This window comes from Mycobacterium sp. IDUB_3 (assembly GCF_055419585.1).
In genome coordinates this window covers 4,403,741-4,420,469 of sequence record NZ_JBVAXZ010000001.1, presented here as the reverse complement: position 1 = coordinate 4,420,469, position 16,729 = coordinate 4,403,741, and the positions used below count along the sequence as shown (strand labels likewise).

Genomic DNA, 16,729 nt, shown 5'->3' with positions numbered 1-16,729 from the left:
GGGTCGCCGCAAGTCAGCACCCGGCGATCGCAAGCGCGGCGAAGCCGGGCGCGGCGGGTCGCCGCAAGTCAGCACCCGGCGATCGCAAGCGCGGCGAAGCCGGGCGCGGCGGGTCGCCGCAAGTCAGCACCCGTTCCGGGTCAGTACATGATCATGTCGGGTTGCATCTGCTGCGCCCATGCCACGATCCCGCCCTGCAAATGCACCGCGTCGGCGAATCCGGCCTGGCGCAACACTGCCAGCGCCTGGGCCGAGCGCACCCCGGTTTTGCAGTACAGCACCGGCAGGCGGTCCTGCGGCAGCTTTGCCAGACCCTCGCCGGAGTTGATCAACGACTGCGGGATCAGCTGGGCCCCGTCGATGTGCACGATGTCGAACTCCACGGGTTCGCGCACGTCGATCAACGCGAGCTTCTTGCCGGAATCCAGCCAGTCGCGCAGCTCGCGGGGCGTGATGGCCGACGCGTCGTCTCGCGCCGCCGGCTCGGGCGCCAGGCCGCACAACTGCTCGTAGTCGACGAGCTCGGTGATCTTCGGCCTCGACTCGTCCGACGGATCGCGGCGGATCGCGATGGTGCGGTAGGTCATCTCCAGTGCGTCGTAGATCATCAGCCGGCCCAGCAGCGAGTCGCCGATCCCGGTGATGAGTTTGACCACTTCCGTGCTCATCACCGAGGCGATGGAGGCGCAGACGATGCCCAGCACGCCGCCCTCGGCGCAGGATGGGACGGAGCCGGCCGGGGGCGGCTCCGGGTAGAGGTCGCGATAGTTGAGTCCGCGTCCGTCCGGGGCGTCCTCCCAGCACACCGAGACCTGGCCCTCGAAGCGGTAGATCGATCCCCACACGTAGGGCTTCTTCGCCAGCACCGCCGCGTCGTTGACCAGGTACCGGGTCGCGAAGTTGTCGGTGCCGTCGACGATCAGGTCGTAGTGGCCGAACAACTCGACCGCGTTGGTGGAGTCCAGGCGGAACTCGTGCAGCCGCACGTCGACCAGCGGGTTGATCGCGGCGATGGAGTCGCGCGCCGATCGGGCCTTGGACCGTCCGACGTCGGCCACACCGTGGATGATCTGGCGGTGCAGGTTCGACTCGTCGACCACGTCGAAATCGACGATGCCGATGGTGCCGACCCCGGCCGCCGCCAGGTAGAGCAGCGTCGGCGCGCCCAGCCCGCCCGCGCCGATCACCAGCACCCGGGCGTTCTTGAGCCGCTTCTGCCCGTCGGGGCCCAGGCCGGGAATGATCAGGTGCCGGCTGTAGCGGGCCACCTCGTCACCACTGAGGTGGTCTGCGGGTGCCACCAGGGGTGGCAGCGGCGTCGACACTGCGAAACATCTCCTCGGTCGGCCTGGCGGAAAGCGTGGTCTACCAACCATCACAGCAGCCGATTGCGGGCGCGGCAACGAGCGCCGGTCCGCTAAGCGATCGGGTACGGCCAGGGATTGAACCGGCAGGTCTTCCCGTCGGCCTTGACGACGTCGGGGTCGAACTGGGCGGCGTCGTTGTTCGACGTCGAGAACGTCTGCTGCATCATCACCGGCGCCAGGGCGCCCTGCTGCTCGCAGGGCTCGTGGTGCAGGTATCCGATGGCGTGGCCGACCTCGTGGTTGATCACGTACTGCCGGTAGGAGCCGATGTCACCTTCGAACGGCACGGCTCCCCGTACCCAGCGCGCCTCGTTGATGAAGACGCGCGCCTCGCGGTTGGCGCCGAACACCGGGTTGTAGCAAGAGGTCTCGAGCCGGAATTCGTAGCCGCAGCCTTCCCGCACCGTCACCGGCGACACCAGCGAGATCCGAAAGTCGGGTTTGCCGTTGTCGATCCGGATGAACGCGAACTGCGGGTTGTGCGTCCAGCCCTTCGGATTGCCCAGCGTCTGCTCGACCATCTGGGCGAAGGCGTCGTCGCCGCCGAACATGGTCGGGTCGATGCCGTTCTCCACTTCGACGGTGTACCTGAACACCTTTGCGGTGCCCTGGCCGACCTGCGGTGTGTTGCCCGCCACCACATGCCAGGTCTTGTCGCCCGCTTCGGTGAACGGTCCGCCGTCGGGCAGGGTCCCGGCCGGCAGGTTGGCGTCGAACGCGGCGAGCCCGCGCGGCGGGGCGTCGATGATCGTGGTGCCCACCGCGCCGATCGCCGGCGGACTCTGGATAGGCCGGCTGGCCGTCGGCTTCGGCGCGCCGGTGCCGGTCACCGTCTGGTACATCACCACCGCGGTGAGCACCACCAGGACGGGCAGCGCGTACGCACGCCACCCGTAGGTGGAGACGAACCGTCCCAGCCAGGTCTGTTTGCGCCATCGGCGCGGACGCTCACGGTCGGCCCGGACCCGTCCGGGTTCCCGCGCCAGGGGGTCGCGCAGTGCCCGCAGGGGCTCACGCCACTCGTCGCGCAGCACCGGCACGCGACCTGTGCTGCGCGGCGGCCGCGGGGACGTCATTTCCCCAGGATTACACAGCCGGGTAGCCGCGTCGTCCGTGGCGCGCCCGAATCCACCGGCCGACACCGCTTCTGCCTGCGGTGACGACCGCGATGACGGTCGCATCGAGGCGGCGGGTAGTAAGGTCTTTTCCACGGGCTGCGAGCGGCTGACCCCGGTCTACCGACGGCCGGCCGCCGATAATCAGATGAGGAATCGATGAGCGAACTCGCCAAGGTGCCGGCGCGCCGCGCCGTCAGATCGGCTGACCGCGGTCGGCCGGCGGATGGTTCCGCGGTTTCCAACCGGCGGGGCAACCGGTTGCCCCGCGACGAGCGGCGCGGTCAATTGCTCATCGTGGCCAGCGACGTGTTCGTCGACCGCGGCTACCACGCGGCCGGCATGGACGAGATCGCCGACCGCGCCGGGGTCAGCAAACCCGTTCTGTATCAACACTTTTCGAGCAAGCTCGAGCTGTACCTGGCGGTGCTGGCTCGGCACGTGGAGAACCTGGTCTCGGGTGTTCAGAATGCGCTGAGCACCACCACCGACAACCGGCGACGGTTGCACTCCGCGGTGCAGGCGTTCTTCGATTTCATCGAACACGACAGCCAGGGGTACCGGCTGATCTTCGAGAACGACTACGTCACCGAACCCGAGGTGGCCGCCCAGGTCCGCGTCGCCACCGAAGCCTGCATCGACGCGGTCTTCGCGTTGATCAGCGAGGATTCCGGGCTGGACCCGCACCGGGCCCGGATGATTGCGGTCGGACTGGTCGGCGTCAGCGTCGACTGCGCCAGGTACTGGCTGGACTCGGACCGCCCGATCTCCAAGGCGGACGCCGTCGACGGCACCGTCCAGTTCGCCTGGGGCGGACTGTCACACGTGCCGCTGACCCGCTCTTAACTCCCCTTGCCGGCGTGCTTGCCTGATTCCGCGCTGATCCCGAAGCCCACCCGGCGCGCGTCGGCGACGCCGATCTCGACGTAGGCGATCTTGGTGGTGTGAATCAGGAAGCGGCGGCCCCGCTCGTCGCTCAGGCGCAGCAGGCCCGACCCGTCGCTCAGCGCGGCGCTGACCAGTTCTTCGATCTCCGCGGGCGTCTGGGTGCTGGCAAGGACCAGCTCGCGCGGACTATCCGTGATACCGATCTTGACCTCCACGGTCACCCCTTCCATGGGTTTTGCCGTCTTGCGCAGGTATTGCAGTCCCGGCCCTGTCAGCAGCAGGCTAGTTGACGCGGCTGACCCCCACCTCCCCGCGTCCCCACACTTCGCGGTCAGCGAAACCCCGGTCGCAGCGCGGTAACGATTCGCTTGCAGGTTGTCTCACACACCCGCGCGATACCCGATCCGTGTTTTCACATGGCTAACTTCGGCACCATGGGTACCACGTGGGCGCACCTTGACGACCGGATCCGGGATTACCCCAACGACGACGTTGACGACTCCTGCGATACCGATCCCTACCTGAACGCCGACTACAACTGGACGGGCTGGCCGGCCGACTCGCGCTGGCGTCCCGCCACGGCGGTGGTGGGCGCGGTGGTGGCGCTGGGCGCCATCGCCACCGCCGTCATCATCAACAGCGGCGACAGCGCGTCGACCAAGGCCACGCTGGGTGCACCGGCTCCCCACCCGGTGACCTCGGCGCCCGCGACGACCAAGGCCTCCGCACCGCCCAAGGCCGCCCCCGGCCCCTCGCAGTTGCCGGCCGAGACCTTCACGACGGTCACCACGCCCAGCGCCGCGCCCGTCGCACCGCCGGCGGTGGCCGCGCCCACCGTCGCACCACCGCTCGCCGCGACGCCGCCGACGGCCGCGCTGAACCCGCGCACCGTGCTCTACAGCGTCAACGGGACCAAGCAGCTGCTGGACCTGGTGAACGTCGTCTACACCGACGCGCGGGGCGTACCGCAGACCGAGTTCAACGTGTCGCTGCCGTGGTCGAAGGTCGTGGTGCTGAACCCGGGCGTGCAGACCGAATCGGTCGTCGCGACCAGCTTCTACGGTCAGCTCAGCTGCTCGATCTTCAACGCCGCCGGTCAGCGGGTCGTCGCGTCGGCCAACAACTCGAACATGGCGACCTGCGCGCGCTGAGTCTTACGGCCGTGACCCGCTGCGCCCGGCTACGCCGCGCTTGCGATCACGGCGGAGCCTCAGCTCAGGCCCAGCTCGTGCATGCGCCGGTCGTGCGTCTGCTGCATCCGGTCGAAGAACGCGTTGAGCTGGCCGAGCCCGCCGGCGGCCGACATCACCAGGTCGACCAGCTCGTCGTGGTCGGCCAGCAGGTACTGGGCCTGCGTGATCGCTTCGCCGAACAGGCGGCGTGACCACAGCGCCAGCCGGCTGCGCTGCTTGCCGCTGGATGTCACCGCTGCGCGCACCTCGGCGACGACGAACTGCGAGTGCCCGGTTTCCGACAGTGCCGCGCGCACCACGTCGGCAACCTCGTCGGGCAGGCCGTCGGCGATCTCCAGGTACAGATCCGCCGCCAGGGCGTCGCCCACGTAGGTCTTCACCAAGGCCTCCAGCCACGTGCTGGGCATCGTCAGCCGGTGGTAATTCTCCAGCGCCGAGACGTATTTGGACATCGCCGAGACCACGTCGACGCCGCGGCTTGCCAGCGCGTCGCGCAGCTGCTCGTAGTGCTGCATCTCGGCGGCGGCCATGCTGGCCATCGAGATCCTTCCGCGCAGGTCGGGGGCCATCCGCGCCTCGTCGGTGAGCCGGTAGAACGCGGCGATCTCGCCGTAGGCCAGGACCGCGAACAACTCGTTGACACCGGGGTGATCGGCCGACAGCCGCGGAGCGGGCGAATCGTCGATTTGGTCGGCGCCCAGATCGGCTTGGGAGGGCTGGCAGGAGGGCCGGGTCATGGCAACACTGTAGTCGGCTGACGTGGTGCAAAACGGAGCCGGCTGTCGACCAGCTATCATGTATATAGATGGCGGCTGTGTTTATGCCGTAATTGTTTTTTTCAAGCCGCTATCGGCGAAATGTGCGTGCACAGCTGGCCCGCCCTAACTGGACCCTCCCAGACTGAGCCAGGGCCGGCGACTCGGCGACGTATTCGGAGTCGGAACTCGTGCGCGCGTGACCGCGACAGAGAGATACCGACAAACCGAACGTCACCGAGAGGCTACTTACCCACGCATGACCGCACCCACAAGCACAACTGAACTGACCACCCAACCTACGTTTGCCCAACTCGGTGTCCGCGACGAAATCGTGCGCGCGCTCGCCGAAAAAGGGATCGAAAGCCCTTTTGCCATCCAGGAACTGACCCTGCCGATGGCGCTGGCCGGTGACGATCTGATCGGCCAGGCCCGCACCGGGATGGGCAAGACCTTCGCCTTCGGCGTGCCGCTGCTGCAGCGGATCACGTCCGGCACCGCCGCCCGGCCGCTCAACGGCACACCGCGGGCGCTGATCGTGGTGCCCACTCGCGAGCTGTGCCTGCAGGTCACCGATGACCTGACGCTGGCCGCCAAGCACCTGATCGCCGACGGCGACCGGCGACTGTCGGTGGTGCCCATCTACGGCGGGCGCCCCTACGAGCCGCAGATCGAGGCGCTGCGCGCCGGCGCCGACGTCGTGGTCGGCACGCCGGGCCGGCTGCTCGACCTGAGCCAACAGAACCACCTGCAACTGGGCGGGCTGTCGGTGCTGGTGCTCGACGAGGCCGACGAGATGCTCGACCTGGGCTTCCTTCCCGACATCGAGCGCATCCTGCGCCAGATCCCGACCGACCGGCAATCCATGCTGTTCTCGGCCACCATGCCGGACCCGATCATCACGCTGGCCCGCACCTTCATGAACCAGCCCACCCATATCCGGGCGGAGGCGCCGCACTCGGCGGCCACCCACGACACCACCGTCCAGTACGTCTACCGGGCCCACGCCCTGGACAAGGTGGAGCTGGTCAGCCGCATCCTGCAGGCCGAGGGCCGCGGCGCGACGATGATCTTCACCCGCACCAAGCGCACCGCGCAGAAGGTGGCCGACGAGTTGGCCGAGCGTGGCTTCGCGGTCGGCGCGGTGCACGGCGACCTCGGCCAGGCGGCCCGCGAAAAGGCGCTCAAGGCCTTCCGTACCGGCGACATCGACGTGCTGGTCGCCACCGACGTTGCCGCCCGCGGCATCGACATCGATGACATCACCCACGTCATCAACTACCAGATCCCCGAGGACGAGCAGGCCTACGTGCACCGCATCGGCCGTACCGGCCGCGCCGGCAAGACCGGTATCGCGGTCACCCTGGTGGACTGGGACGAGCTACCCCGCTGGGCGCTGATCGACAAGGCGCTGGGGCTGGACTGCCCCGAGCCCGCCGAGACCTACTCCAATTCGCCGCACCTGCACGACGAGCTGGGTATCCCCGCCGAGGCCGGCGGCGCCGTGGGCGCGGCCCGCAAGCCGCAAGGCCAGCGCCGCAGCAGCGACCGGGACGGCAAGAAGCCGGAGCAGAAGTCGGAGAGGCCCGCGCGCCGCTCCGGCACCCGGCGGCGCACCCGGGCCGGCCAGCCCGTCACCGCGCACCCGTCGGGCAACGGGGCCGCGAGCACCAACGGCGAGGCCACCGCGGAGACCCCGGCCGCCTCGCCCCCGGGCAACGCCGGCTCCACCCGGCGCCGCCGCCGGCGTCGCAAGCCCGCCGAAGGTCAGGCCGCCGCGGCTACCGCCGCCAACACGCAGAGCAACTAACGCCCCGCGCCGCCGCATGGTCAGACCCGAGCGCCGCACCAAGGGCGACATGCTCGCCGCCGCGGCCATCGCGGTCGTCGTCGCCGCGGTCACGGCGCTGATCTGGTGGAGCAGCGACGCCCGGGCCACCAGCAGCCGGCCCGCCGCGGTGCCCGCACCCAACCCGACGCCGGCCAAGCAGGTGCCGGCCGGGCTGAAACAGCTGTGGAGCGCCGCCAGTCCGGCCACCGCCGCCCCGGTGGTCGCCGGTGGGGAGGTCGTCACCGCCGCGGGCCGCCGGATCGACGGACGCGATCCCGACACCGGCCAATCCCGCTGGAGCTACTCCCGCGACATCGACCTGTGCGGGGTCACCTGGCTGTACCGCTACGCCGTCGCGGTGTACCGCGACGACCGTGGCTGCGGGCAGGTGAGCACCCTGGACGGCTCCACCGGTCGCCGGGGCCCCGCGCGCAGCGGCTACGCCGATCCGCGGGTGCGGCTGTCCTCCGACGGCATGACGGTCTTGTCGGCCGGCGACACCCGGCTGGAGCTGTGGCGTTCCGACATGGTCCGGATGCTGGCCTACGGGGAGACCGACGCGCGGGTGAAGCCGTCGACGCGCGGCCTGCACTCCGGATGCAAGCTGATCTCGGCCGCGGCCAGCTCGCAGGCGGTGTCGGTGCTGGAGAGCTGTGCGAACCAGGCCGACCTGCGGCTGGTGCTGCTGCGTCCGGGCAAGGACGACGACGAACCCCAGCAACACATCGTGGCCGAACCGGGGATCGCGCCGGACTCGGGCGCGCGGGTGCTGACCGTCGCGGAGAACACCACCGCGGTCTACCTGCCCGCGCCGCAGCCGCGGGTCGACGTGATCGACGAAACCGGGGCCACCGTGTCGAGCACGCCGCTGCCCAAGCCGCCGTCGCGCTCGGCGGTGGTCTCCCATCCTGGCAGCCAGATCACCTGGTGGACGGGCGATTCGCTGATGGTCTTCGACGCGAACACGCTGGCGCTGCGCTACACCATTGCCGCGGGCGACAAGACGGCGCCGTTGGGGCCCGGGGTCGTGATGGCGGGCAAGCTGCTGGTGCCGGTCACCGGCGCGATCGGGGTCTATGACCCGCTCAGCGGCGCCAACGAACGCTACATTCCGGTGGACCGCTCGACGAGCGCCCCACCGGCCGGCAAACCGGTGTTCCCCGCCGTGATCGGGTCGCGGGTGCTCGAGCAGCGCGGGGATACCCTGGTCGCGCTCGGCTAGCTACGCCCGGTTAAACCTCGACCGCGAACGTCGGCAGCGGCCTGCCGCTCTTCCAGTGCTTGAGCAGCGCCGCCGCCAGATCGCCGTAGGCCGCCGCGCCCTTGTTCTTGCGACCGGCCATCACCGACGAGCCCGAGGCGCTGGCCTCGGCGAACCGCACGGTGCGCGGGATCGGCGGGGCCAGCACCGGCAGGTTGTACCGGTCGGCGACGTCGAGCAGGACGTCGCGGGTGTGGGTGGTGCGCGAGTCGTACAGCGTGGGCAGTGCGCCGAGCAGGCGCAGCTCCGGGTTGGTGATCTGCTGGACATCGGCGACCGTGCGCAGGAACTGGCCGACCCCGCGATGCGCGAGCGTCTCGCACTGCAGCGGCACGATGACCTCGTCGGCGGCCGTCAGCCCGTTGAGGGTGAGCACGCCCAGCGACGGCGGGCAGTCGATGATCACCACGTCGAACTGGTCGCCGAGCTTGGCCAGCGCCCGCTTGAGCGCGTATTCGCGGCCGGCCCGCATCAGCAGCATCGCTTCGGCGCCGGCGAGGTCAATGTTGGCCGGTAGCAGCGTCATTCCCTCCGCCGTCTCGACCAGTGCGGCGTTGGGCTCGACCTCGCCGAGCAGTACCTCGTGCACGGACACCGGCAACTTGTCGGGGTCTTGGCCCAGCGAGAAGGTCAGGCAGCCCTGCGGGTCGAGGTCGATCAGCAGCACCCGTTTCTTCTCGTCCACCAACGCCGCCCCCAACGACGCGACCGTGGTCGTCTTGGCGACACCACCCTTCTGGTTGGCCACCGCCAATACCCGCGTCTTACTCACCGGCGTCGCCACCTCATCGCTGCCTCCCCACTGCATCGTCGCGTGCGGTTCACAGTGCCATCCTGGCATGTTCAACCGCCGTGCGCTTCGGCCTGAGTAACCACCGCGAGTCGTCCGGCAGAATCAATCGATATGGGCTTGCACAATCACCGTCTGGTGCTGCTGCGCCACGGCGAGACGGAGTGGTCGAAATCGGGCCGGCACACCGGCCGTACCGAGGTCGAGCTGACCGAGGCCGGCCGAACGCAGGCCAAGCTGGCCGGCGGCGTCCTCGGTGAACTCAAACTCGTTGACCCGCTGGTGATCAGCAGCCCGCGGCAGCGTTCCCTGACCACCGCGGAGCTGGCCGGGCTGTCCGTCGACGAGGTGTCCGAGCTGCTGGCCGAGTGGGACTACGGGTCATATGAGGGCCTGACCACCGAGCAGATCCGGGAGACGGTGCCCGATTGGCTGGTGTGGACGTACGGCTGCCCGGCCGGTGAGACCGTCGCCCAGGTCAGTGAGCGCGCCGACGCGGCCGTCGCGACGGCGCTGCGGCACATGGAGTCGCGCGACGTGGTCTTCGTCAGCCACGGCCACTTCTCCCGCGCGGTGATCACGCGCTGGGTCGAGCTGCCGCTGGTCGAGGGCAGCCGCTTCGGCATGATCACCGCGTCGATCGCGGTCTGCGGGTTCGAGCACGGCGTGCGGCAGCTGCGCGCGCTCGGATTGACCGGTCAGTGAGCAGCGAAGGCGACGACGAGCGCCGCGCAGCGGCGCGCGAAGGAGTCGAGCAGCTGAACCGCGAACCGCCGTTCGCGCTGTGCGGGCCGAGTCGAACAATGATCGCCGACGGGGTCCGGCGACGCTACGACGACGTGGGTGCCGCGCAGGCGGCATTGCACTCAGGGGAAGCATTGATTGTGTTGGGCGCGTTCCCTTTTGACATCGCCATGCCGGCCGCGTTGCTGACGCCGGAGGCGGTGAGCACCACGGATGGGCCGCCGGACTGGCCGGCCGACGGCCTGCCGCCGGTGCGGGTGGCCGAAGCCGTGCCACCGCCGGCGGACTACCGGGACCGGATCCGCCGGGCGTGCGAGCAGCTCGCCGCGGCCGACAACCCGCTGGACAAGGTGGTGCTGGCCCGCGCGCTGCGGCTGGTCGCCGATACCCCGCTGGATGCGCGCGTGATCCTGCGCCGGCTCATCGCCGCGGACCCGGCGGCCTACGGCTACCTCGTCGACCTGACCGCCGCCGGCGACGAGTACGCCGGCACCGCGCTGGTGGGTGCGAGCCCCGAGTTGCTGGTGGCGCGCAACGGCGACCGGGTGGAGTGCCGGCCGTTCGCCGGCTCGGCCCCGCGCGCCGCCGACCCGCGCACCGACGCCGCCAACGGCGCCGCGCTGGCCGCCTCGGCCAAGAACCGCCACGAGCACCAGCTGGTGATCGAGACCATCAGAGCCGCCCTGGAACCGCTGTGCGACGACCTGTCCATCGCCGCCGAACCGCAGCTGAGCAGCACCGCCACCGTCTGGCATCTGTGCACGCCGATCACCGGACGCCTGCGTGACACATCAAGCACCGCAATCGATTTGGCGCTGACGCTGCACCCCACCCCGGCGGTCGGCGGGGTCCCGACCAAGGCCGCCACGAGGCTGATCAGCGAACTGGAAGGCGACCGCGGGTTCTACGCCGGGGCGGTGGGCTGGTGCGACGGCCGCGGCGACGGCCGCTGGGTGGTGTCGCTGCGCTGCGCACAGCTGTCGGCGGACCGGCGCAGCGCGCTGGCGCGGGCCGGCGGCGGCATCGTCGCCGAGTCCGACCCCGACGAGGAAGTCGCCGAAACGACAACTAAATTCGGCACCATCCTCAACGCCCTGGGAGTAGAGCAATGAGCCGGCACATCCGTCGCGCCGCGCCGCAGGATGCCGGTGCGATCACCGAAATGATCTACGCCCTGGCCGAATTCGAGAACGCCGCCGACCAGTGCACGGTGACCGAAACACAAATCACCGCAGCGCTTTTCGGTGACGTGCCGACGGTGTACGGACATGTTGCCGAGGTGGACGGCGAGGTCGCGGCGATGGCACTGTGGTTCGTCAACTTCTCCACCTGGGACGGCGTGGCGGGCATCTATCTGGAAGACCTGTTCGTGCGTCCGGAGTTCCGTCGGCGCGGGCTGGCCCGGGCGCTGCTGGCCGCGCTGGCGTCCGAATGCCTGCAGCGCGGCTACACGCGGCTGTCCTGGGCGGTGCTGAATTGGAACGCCGACGCCATCACCCTCTACGACGGCATCGGCGGTGAACCGCAGAACGAATGGACGACCTACCGGCTGTCCGGCGCGCCGTTGGCGGGCCTGGCCGAATCGCCCTGATCGCCCGCGGCCCAGCGCACAGCGGCGGGACTGAACAGCAATCCGAGCACGAGCAGCGCTACCGCGCCCGCCGGAATCCCGAAGCCCGGCTGGTGTGATCCGACCGCGAGGTACCAGGCCACCGGCAGCAACAGCAGCTGGGTGATGACGGCCAGCCCACGGCCCCAGCGCTTGCCGAGCATCAGCGCGCGCCCGGCGGCGATCACCCCGGCACCGACCAGGACGAACCAGCCTGCCGTCGCCAGGCCGTTGACCACCTGCTGGTCGGCTCCGGCGATGCCGCGCACCACCAGCACCACCGCCACGATCAGCGCTGCAATCCCCTGCAGCACAACGATCAGGCCGGCGCGGCGGACGGGGGTCGGGGCGGCTGGCGGCGTCACAGCGTCAGCGTAGCCAGGGCGGCCGCCGGTCCCCGGCGGTTCCCCCACAGCGTGGACTTAGGCGGCCCGCATAAGCTCGTGCCTCATGCGGGCCGTGCTGATCGTCAACCCCACAGCAACTTCCACCACGGCGGCCGGTCGCGACCTGCTGGCCCACGCGCTCAAAAGTCGCCTGGAGCTCAGCGTCGAACACACCAACCACCGCGGTCATGGCACCGAGCTCGCACAGAAGGCGGTTGCCGACGGTATCGATCTGGTGGTGGTGCACGGCGGCGACGGCACGGTGAGCGGCGTGGTCAACGGTCTGCTCGGCCGGCCGGGACCGCTGCCGACCGGCCCGGTACCGGCGGTCGCCGTGGTGCCCGGCGGCTCGGCGAACGTGCTGGCGCGGTCCCTGGGCATCTCCGCGGATCCGGTCGCTGCCACCAACCAGCTCATCCAGCTGCTCGACGACTACAAAAGGCGCCGCACCTGGCGGCGGATCGGGCTGATCGACTGCGGCGAGCGCTGGGCAGTGTTCAACACCGGCATGGGCGTCGACGCCGAGGTGGTGGCCGCGGTCGAGGCCGAACGGGACAAGGGTGGCAAGGTTTCGGCGTGGCGGTACATCCGCGCGGCGGTGCCCGCCGTCTGGGCCTACACCCGCCGCGAGCCCATGCTGACGCTCGAACTTCCCGGCCGCGAACCCATTACCGGGGTCAGCTTCGCGTTCGTGTCGAACTCCAGCCCGTGGACTTTCGCCAACCAACGACCGGTCTGGACCAACCCCGGCTGCAGCTTCGAGTCGGGCCTCGGGGTGTTCGCGCCCACCACCATGAAGCCGATCCCCACCCTGCGAATCGTGCGACAGATGTTCGCCAAACGGCCCACCTTCGACTTCAAGCACCTCGTCACCGAGGACGACCTGCCAAGCCTGCGAGTTACCTCCACCGGGGGCGCCGTCGCCTGCCAGTTCGACGGCGATTACCTCGGCGTGCGCGAATCCATGACGTTCCGGGCGGTCCCGGATGCGCTGGCGGTGGCCGCTCCCCCTCAGCAGAAATGGCGCTGACCTGCGGCAATGATGCGCCTTGAGCGCGTGCCGGAAAAACATTTCGGGGGGCAGCCCGTGGAGTGTAGTACAACGGAGTAAGGGCTTGGCTACGAGCTGATCAAAGTGAGATAGCCCACGAGCGAACTCACACTATTGACATCTGTTGAGCCTGTGAAACGATCAAAAGGTTGCATGCAGAGTTTACGTAGGAGTCCGGACTCCTCTTCTTCTGCAAGCGTTAAAACAGCCGAAGAAAATGGCCGTGCGCCTTGCTGCGCACTCAGTGAGGAGTAAAGACGTATGGATTGGCGCCACAAGGCGGTCTGTCGTGACGAAGACCCGGAGCTGTTCTTCCCGGTAGGGAACAGCGGCCCGGCTCTCGCGCAGATCGCTGACGCGAAACTGGTCTGTAATCGGTGCCCGGTGACCACAGAGTGCCTTGGTTGGGCACTGAACACGGGCCAGGACTCGGGCGTCTGGGGCGGCATGAGCGAAGACGAGCGGCGCGCACTGAAGCGTCGCAACGCCCGGACGAAGGCCCGCAGCGGGGTTTAACCCACATAACGCGAACAGTGCGGCCTCGACGAAAGTCGGGGCCGCACCTTTGCGTGTGGGTTCGGCACGACGCGCGCCTACAGCAGCAAACGGGTGCGCCGGCCGATCGGCACCCGTAGCACCACATCGGTGCCGGTGACCGGCGCCTGACGCATGCCCAGGGTGCCGTCCAGCTCGGCCGACACCAGGGTCCGGACGATCTGCAGACCGAGGCTGTCCGAGGTCTCCAGGCTGAATCCCTCCGGCAGCCCGCGACCGTCGTCGTGCACCACCACGTCGAGCCAGCGAGCGGAGCGCTCGGCGCGAATCGTCACCGAACCTTCCTCGGCCGCCGGGTCAAAGGCGTGTTCGATCGCGTTCTGCACCAGTTCGGTGATCACCATGATCAGCGCCGTGGCCCGGTCGGAGTCCAGCACACCGAGGTCGCCGACCCGGTTGATGCGGATCGGCCGGTCCACCGATGCCACGTCGTTCATGATCGGCAGGATCCGGTCGATCACCTCGTCGAGGTTGACCTGCTCGTCCACCGACATCGACAGCGCGTCGTGCACCAGCGCGATCGACGACACCCGGCGTACCGACTCGATCAGGGCCTCCCGCCCCTCCGCGTTGACGGTCCGGCGGGCCTGCAGGCGCAACAGCGCCGCCACGGTTTGCAGGTTGTTCTTCACCCGGTGGTGGATCTCCCGGATGGTGGCGTCCTTGGATATCAGGGCCCGGTCGCGGCGCTTGACCTCGGTGACGTCGCGGATCAGCACCGCCGCGCCGGCGCTGACGCCGTCGACCATCAGCGGCAGCGTGCGCAGCAGGACGGTGGCGCCCCCGGCGTCGACCTCCATGCGCATGCTGCGCCCGCCCGCCACCAGGTCGCGCACGTGCTCGGCCACTTCCTGCGCCTCGAACGGGTCGGAGATCAGCGGGCGGGTGACCTCGATCAGGTTGTGCCCCTCCAGCTCGGTGGTCAGGCCCATCCGGTGGTAGGCCGACAGCGCGTTGGGACTGGCGTAGTCGACGACGCCGTGCACGTCGAGGCGGATGAAGCCATCGCCGGCCCGCGGGGTCGAGCGCGACATGACCACGTCGCCCACGTCGGGAAAAGTGCCCTCGGCGAGCATGTGGACCAGGTCGGCGGCGCACTCCCGGTAGGCGATCTCCAGCTGACCGGACGCACGGTCGGCGGCCAACGCCGTCTGATGATGTGTGAGCACGGCCACCACCTTGCCGCCGTAACGCACCGGAGACGCCTCGACGTGGGTGCCGGGCAACCACGAATCTTGGGGTCCCGCAACGTCATTCCGCTTGGCGGTGCCCGTGGCGAACGTCTCGGCCACGAGCTGCAATCGGTCGGATCCGACGGCGGTGCCCACCGCGTCGGTCTGCAGCGCCGTGGGCGCGGTGTTGGGCCGGCACTGCGCCACACAGACGAGCACGCCGTCGTCGCGACGCACCCACATCAGGTAGTCGGCGAACGACAGGTCCGCCAGCAGCTGCCACTCCCCGACCACCGCGTGCAGGTGGTCCACCGCGTTGCCCGGCAACATGGTGTGTTCGGCGAGCAGATCACCGAGAGTTGACATCGCTTACTCCCCGGGTCGTTCCCCGGCGGCTGGTCGAGACGGCCCGGCGGCTAGCTGATCACCGCGATGAGGTCGCCCGCCTGAATGACGTCGCCCACCGACACGCTGACCTTGCTGACGGTGCCGCCGACTTCGGCCAGGACGGGGATCTCCATCTTCATCGACTCCAGCAGCACCACGATGTCGCCCTTGCCGATCTGGTCACCCTCGTTCACAACGACTTCGAGCACGCTGGCCACGATCTCGGCACGCACATCCTCCGCCATCTTCACCCCACTCGTCTCGGCCTTCGCGCAGGCTGGCTGCTGGTCATCACGGTTCTTTTCTGCCATCAGGCTCGGATACATCGAACCACAGGACCACTCAGGGCCGCGTCGCACGTGCCCAGAGCAGTCCGCAGCAGGGCGAAGACACTGCATAGGACGTCTCGTGAGAGAATGGCCGTCAAGCCGACGGGCGCCGGGCGCCTCGTTCGACAAGCAATCACGGAGGTTTACATCATGGCCAAACGAGGCCGTAAGAAGCGCGACCGCAAGCACAGCAAGGCCAACCACGGCAAGCGCCCCAACGCCTGACGGACGCTACTGCGCACCCCGGATGATCGTGGTGCGCCGGATCTCGAGCCGTAGCCGCTCGCGCAACCCCTCGGGGGCCTTGTCGCCGCTGCATTTAGTGGCGATCAACGCCTTGATCCGCTCTTCGAGCCCGTAGTGCTTGAAGCAGCCGGGGCACGCCTCGAGGTGCTGGCGCAGCTGCTCGCGAGTGTCCGGGCCGCATTCACCGTCGAGCAGCAGCCAGACCTGACGGATGACCTCCGCGCAGCCGACGCTGCCGTGGGACTCGTCGTTGGGGCAGGCGTCGGGCGAGGCACCGCCCTGGCCGGAGAGCTCGCTCATGACGACACCTCCTCGTGCGTCTGCTGACCGCGGTTGAAGCCCCGCTCCTTGGCAACGTCGGCCAACAGGCCGCGCAGCTGCCGTCGGCCGCGGTGCAGCCGTGACATTACCGTTCCGATCGGCGTATCCATGATCTCGGCGATTTCCTTGTACGGGAAGCCTTCGACATCGGCGTAATAGACCGCCATCCGGAATTCCTCCGGCAACGCCGCCAGCGCCTCTTTGATCTCCGAGTCCGGCAGCGCCTCCAGGGCCTCCACCTCGGCCGATCGCAGCCCGGTGGACGAATGCTCGGCGTTGGCGGCCAGCTGCCAGTCGGTGATCTCCTCGGTCGGATACTCCGCGGGTTGGCGCTGCTTCTTGCGGTAGCTGTTGATGTAGGTGTTGGTCAGGATCCGGTACAGCCACGCCTTGAGATTGGTGCCCGCCCTGAAGGAGCGGAATCCCGCGTAGGCCTTCACCATGGTCTCTTGCAGCAGGTCCTCGGCGTCGGCGGGATTGCGCGTCATGCGCAGCGCGCCGCCGTAAAGCTGGTCCAGCAGGGGAATCGCGTCGCGTTCGAATCGCGCCGTTAATTCCGCGTCCGTCTCTTCGTGCGCTGCGGGCTCGGGAATCTCGGGCCCTGTCGCGCTGTCGCGGCCATCTTCGGAGTCGGCCATGTCGATCAACCCGGTCCCTTCTGCGGCGGTGTTACCGGAGAGCATCGAAAGCGCCACCGGACTCGCAAGGAAGCCAGCCAACCGCTCCTCG

General features: G+C 69.0%; 20 protein-coding genes. 10 read left to right on the top strand and 10 right to left on the bottom strand.

The window, feature by feature from the left end:
- Positions 1–140: 140 nt before the first annotated feature.
- Positions 141–1,325 (bottom strand): adenylyltransferase/sulfurtransferase MoeZ, encoded by a 1,185-nt coding sequence (gene moeZ / locus ACZYVJ_RS20670; protein ID WP_463832745.1) that lies wholly within the window; start codon positions 1,323–1,325, stop codon positions 141–143.
- A 92-nt stretch (positions 1,326–1,417) separates the two neighbouring features.
- Positions 1,418–2,548, bottom strand: coding sequence for a DUF3152 domain-containing protein (locus ACZYVJ_RS20665; protein WP_463832743.1), 1,131 nt, complete (start codon positions 2,546–2,548; stop codon positions 1,418–1,420).
- 93 nt (positions 2,549–2,641) lie between these two features.
- Here ACZYVJ_RS20665 and ACZYVJ_RS20660 point away from each other — a divergent pair, with 93 nt between their 5' ends.
- The gene (locus ACZYVJ_RS20660; protein WP_463832742.1) at positions 2,642–3,328 is read left to right on the top strand and encodes a TetR/AcrR family transcriptional regulator; all 687 of its coding nucleotides are present in this window, start codon (positions 2,642–2,644) and stop codon (positions 3,326–3,328) included.
- Here ACZYVJ_RS20660 and ACZYVJ_RS20655 read toward each other — a convergent pair.
- Positions 3,325–3,585, bottom strand: coding sequence for a DUF3107 domain-containing protein (locus ACZYVJ_RS20655; protein WP_463833085.1), 261 nt, complete (start codon positions 3,583–3,585; stop codon positions 3,325–3,327). The two genes, ACZYVJ_RS20660 and ACZYVJ_RS20655, sit on opposite strands and share 4 nt — an antisense overlap.
- Positions 3,586–3,804: 219 nt before the next feature.
- Between ACZYVJ_RS20655 and ACZYVJ_RS20650 the strand changes: the two genes are divergently transcribed.
- Positions 3,805–4,521, top strand: a complete 717-nt coding sequence (locus tag ACZYVJ_RS20650; RefSeq protein ID WP_463832741.1) for an MmpS family transport accessory protein — start codon at positions 3,805–3,807, stop codon at positions 4,519–4,521.
- Between the two features lie 59 nt (positions 4,522–4,580).
- Here ACZYVJ_RS20650 and ACZYVJ_RS20645 read toward each other — a convergent pair whose 3' ends face one another.
- Complete coding sequence (locus ACZYVJ_RS20645) at positions 4,581–5,300, bottom strand: ferritin-like fold-containing protein (RefSeq protein ID WP_463832740.1); 720 nt, start codon at positions 5,298–5,300, stop codon at positions 4,581–4,583.
- A gap of 277 nt (positions 5,301–5,577) precedes the next feature.
- Between ACZYVJ_RS20645 and ACZYVJ_RS20640 the strand changes: the two genes are divergently transcribed.
- On the top strand, positions 5,578–7,128 hold the full coding sequence (locus tag ACZYVJ_RS20640) for a DEAD/DEAH box helicase (protein WP_463832739.1): 1,551 nt from the start codon (positions 5,578–5,580) through the stop codon (positions 7,126–7,128).
- 16 nt (positions 7,129–7,144) lie between these two features.
- The gene (locus tag ACZYVJ_RS20635) at positions 7,145–8,371 is read left to right on the top strand and encodes an Rv3212 family protein (protein WP_463832738.1); all 1,227 of its coding nucleotides are present in this window, start codon (positions 7,145–7,147) and stop codon (positions 8,369–8,371) included.
- 10 nt (positions 8,372–8,381) lie between these two features.
- Here the strand turns inward: ACZYVJ_RS20635 and ACZYVJ_RS20630 are convergent, their stop codons facing one another.
- The gene (locus ACZYVJ_RS20630) at positions 8,382–9,182 is read right to left on the bottom strand and encodes a ParA family protein (protein WP_463833083.1); all 801 of its coding nucleotides are present in this window, start codon (positions 9,180–9,182) and stop codon (positions 8,382–8,384) included.
- A 132-nt stretch (positions 9,183–9,314) separates the two neighbouring features.
- Here ACZYVJ_RS20630 and ACZYVJ_RS20625 point away from each other — a divergent pair, with 132 nt between their 5' ends.
- The 3 genes from ACZYVJ_RS20625 to ACZYVJ_RS20615 are packed head-to-tail and all read left to right on the top strand — an operon-like array spanning position 9,315 to position 11,535.
- Positions 9,315–9,905 carry an acid phosphatase gene (locus ACZYVJ_RS20625; RefSeq protein ID WP_463832737.1) on the top strand — a complete coding sequence of 197 codons (591 nt, stop codon included), beginning with the start codon at positions 9,315–9,317 and terminating at the stop codon, positions 9,903–9,905.
- Positions 9,906–9,958: 53 nt separating this feature from the next.
- Positions 9,959–11,056 carry an isochorismate synthase gene (locus tag ACZYVJ_RS20620; protein ID WP_463833082.1) on the top strand — a complete coding sequence of 366 codons (1,098 nt, stop codon included), beginning with the start codon at positions 9,959–9,961 and terminating at the stop codon, positions 11,054–11,056.
- Positions 11,053–11,535 carry an N-acetyltransferase family protein gene (locus ACZYVJ_RS20615; RefSeq protein WP_463832736.1) on the top strand — a complete coding sequence of 161 codons (483 nt, stop codon included), beginning with the start codon at positions 11,053–11,055 and terminating at the stop codon, positions 11,533–11,535. Before ACZYVJ_RS20620 ends, ACZYVJ_RS20615 begins: the two co-directional genes overlap by 4 nt.
- Here the strand turns inward: ACZYVJ_RS20615 and ACZYVJ_RS20610 are convergent.
- Positions 11,487–11,918: a hypothetical protein gene (locus ACZYVJ_RS20610; RefSeq protein WP_463832735.1), complete on the bottom strand. Its 432-nt coding sequence runs from the start codon at positions 11,916–11,918 to the stop codon at positions 11,487–11,489. The two genes, ACZYVJ_RS20615 and ACZYVJ_RS20610, sit on opposite strands and share 49 nt — an antisense overlap.
- Before the next feature lie 85 nt (positions 11,919–12,003).
- Here ACZYVJ_RS20610 and ACZYVJ_RS20605 point away from each other — a divergent pair, with 85 nt between their 5' ends.
- The gene (locus tag ACZYVJ_RS20605; RefSeq protein WP_463832734.1) at positions 12,004–12,969 is read left to right on the top strand and encodes a diacylglycerol/lipid kinase family protein; all 966 of its coding nucleotides are present in this window, start codon (positions 12,004–12,006) and stop codon (positions 12,967–12,969) included.
- Positions 12,970–13,251: 282 nt separating this feature from the next.
- Complete coding sequence (gene whiB1 / locus ACZYVJ_RS20600) at positions 13,252–13,506, top strand: transcriptional regulator WhiB1 (protein WP_003874607.1); 255 nt, start codon at positions 13,252–13,254, stop codon at positions 13,504–13,506.
- Between the two features lie 77 nt (positions 13,507–13,583).
- Here whiB1 and ACZYVJ_RS20595 read toward each other — a convergent pair whose 3' ends face one another.
- Both ACZYVJ_RS20595 and ACZYVJ_RS20590 read right to left on the bottom strand, forming a co-directional pair.
- The gene (locus ACZYVJ_RS20595; RefSeq protein ID WP_463832733.1) at positions 13,584–15,083 is read right to left on the bottom strand and encodes a sensor histidine kinase; all 1,500 of its coding nucleotides are present in this window, start codon (positions 15,081–15,083) and stop codon (positions 13,584–13,586) included.
- A gap of 50 nt (positions 15,084–15,133) precedes the next feature.
- Positions 15,134–15,349 carry a biotin/lipoyl-binding carrier protein gene (locus ACZYVJ_RS20590; protein ID WP_007773063.1) on the bottom strand — a complete coding sequence of 72 codons (216 nt, stop codon included), beginning with the start codon at positions 15,347–15,349 and terminating at the stop codon, positions 15,134–15,136.
- Between the two features lie 234 nt (positions 15,350–15,583).
- On the opposite strand from ACZYVJ_RS20590, the gene ACZYVJ_RS20585 reads away from it, so the two are divergent.
- Positions 15,584–15,658, top strand: a complete 75-nt coding sequence (locus tag ACZYVJ_RS20585) for a 50S ribosomal protein bL37 (RefSeq protein ID WP_011728008.1) — start codon at positions 15,584–15,586, stop codon at positions 15,656–15,658.
- A 6-nt stretch (positions 15,659–15,664) separates the two neighbouring features.
- Here the strand turns inward: ACZYVJ_RS20585 and rsrA are convergent, their stop codons facing one another.
- Together rsrA and ACZYVJ_RS20575 are read right to left on the bottom strand one after the other, a co-directional pair.
- Positions 15,665–15,979, bottom strand: coding sequence for a mycothiol system anti-sigma-R factor (rsrA, locus tag ACZYVJ_RS20580; RefSeq protein ID WP_463832732.1), 315 nt, complete (start codon positions 15,977–15,979; stop codon positions 15,665–15,667).
- On the bottom strand, positions 15,976–16,638 hold the full coding sequence (locus ACZYVJ_RS20575; protein WP_065057008.1) for a sigma-70 family RNA polymerase sigma factor: 663 nt from the start codon (positions 16,636–16,638) through the stop codon (positions 15,976–15,978). Before ACZYVJ_RS20575 ends, rsrA begins: the two co-directional genes overlap by 4 nt.
- Between the last annotated feature and the right edge of the window lie 91 nt (positions 16,639–16,729).

What these genes read in the sequence shown, in the direction of transcription:
- ACZYVJ_RS20595 (WP_463832733.1), bottom strand. Translation starts at nt 15,083, where the DNA reads ATGTCAACTCTCGGTGATCTGCTCGCCGAACACACCATGTTGCCGGGC.
- ACZYVJ_RS20605 (WP_463832734.1), top strand. Translation starts at nt 12,004, where the DNA reads ATGCGGGCCGTGCTGATCGTCAACCCCACAGCAACTTCCACCACGGCG.
- ACZYVJ_RS20590 (WP_007773063.1), bottom strand. Translation starts at nt 15,349, where the DNA reads ATGGCGGAGGATGTGCGTGCCGAGATCGTGGCCAGCGTGCTCGAAGTC.
- ACZYVJ_RS20640 (WP_463832739.1), top strand. Translation starts at nt 5,578, where the DNA reads ATGACCGCACCCACAAGCACAACTGAACTGACCACCCAACCTACGTTT.
- ACZYVJ_RS20650 (WP_463832741.1), top strand. Translation starts at nt 3,805, where the DNA reads ATGGGTACCACGTGGGCGCACCTTGACGACCGGATCCGGGATTACCCC.
- ACZYVJ_RS20665 (WP_463832743.1), bottom strand. Translation starts at nt 2,548, where the DNA reads ATGCGACCGTCATCGCGGTCGTCACCGCAGGCAGAAGCGGTGTCGGCC.
- ACZYVJ_RS20635 (WP_463832738.1), top strand. Translation starts at nt 7,145, where the DNA reads ATGGTCAGACCCGAGCGCCGCACCAAGGGCGACATGCTCGCCGCCGCG.
- ACZYVJ_RS20645 (WP_463832740.1), bottom strand. Translation starts at nt 5,300, where the DNA reads ATGACCCGGCCCTCCTGCCAGCCCTCCCAAGCCGATCTGGGCGCCGAC.
- ACZYVJ_RS20625 (WP_463832737.1), top strand. Translation starts at nt 9,315, where the DNA reads ATGGGCTTGCACAATCACCGTCTGGTGCTGCTGCGCCACGGCGAGACG.
- whiB1 (WP_003874607.1), top strand. Translation starts at nt 13,252, where the DNA reads ATGGATTGGCGCCACAAGGCGGTCTGTCGTGACGAAGACCCGGAGCTG.
- ACZYVJ_RS20615 (WP_463832736.1), top strand. Translation starts at nt 11,053, where the DNA reads ATGAGCCGGCACATCCGTCGCGCCGCGCCGCAGGATGCCGGTGCGATC.
- ACZYVJ_RS20575 (WP_065057008.1), bottom strand. Translation starts at nt 16,638, where the DNA reads ATGGCCGACTCCGAAGATGGCCGCGACAGCGCGACAGGGCCCGAGATT.
- rsrA (WP_463832732.1), bottom strand. Translation starts at nt 15,979, where the DNA reads ATGAGCGAGCTCTCCGGCCAGGGCGGTGCCTCGCCCGACGCCTGCCCC.
- ACZYVJ_RS20660 (WP_463832742.1), top strand. Translation starts at nt 2,642, where the DNA reads ATGAGCGAACTCGCCAAGGTGCCGGCGCGCCGCGCCGTCAGATCGGCT.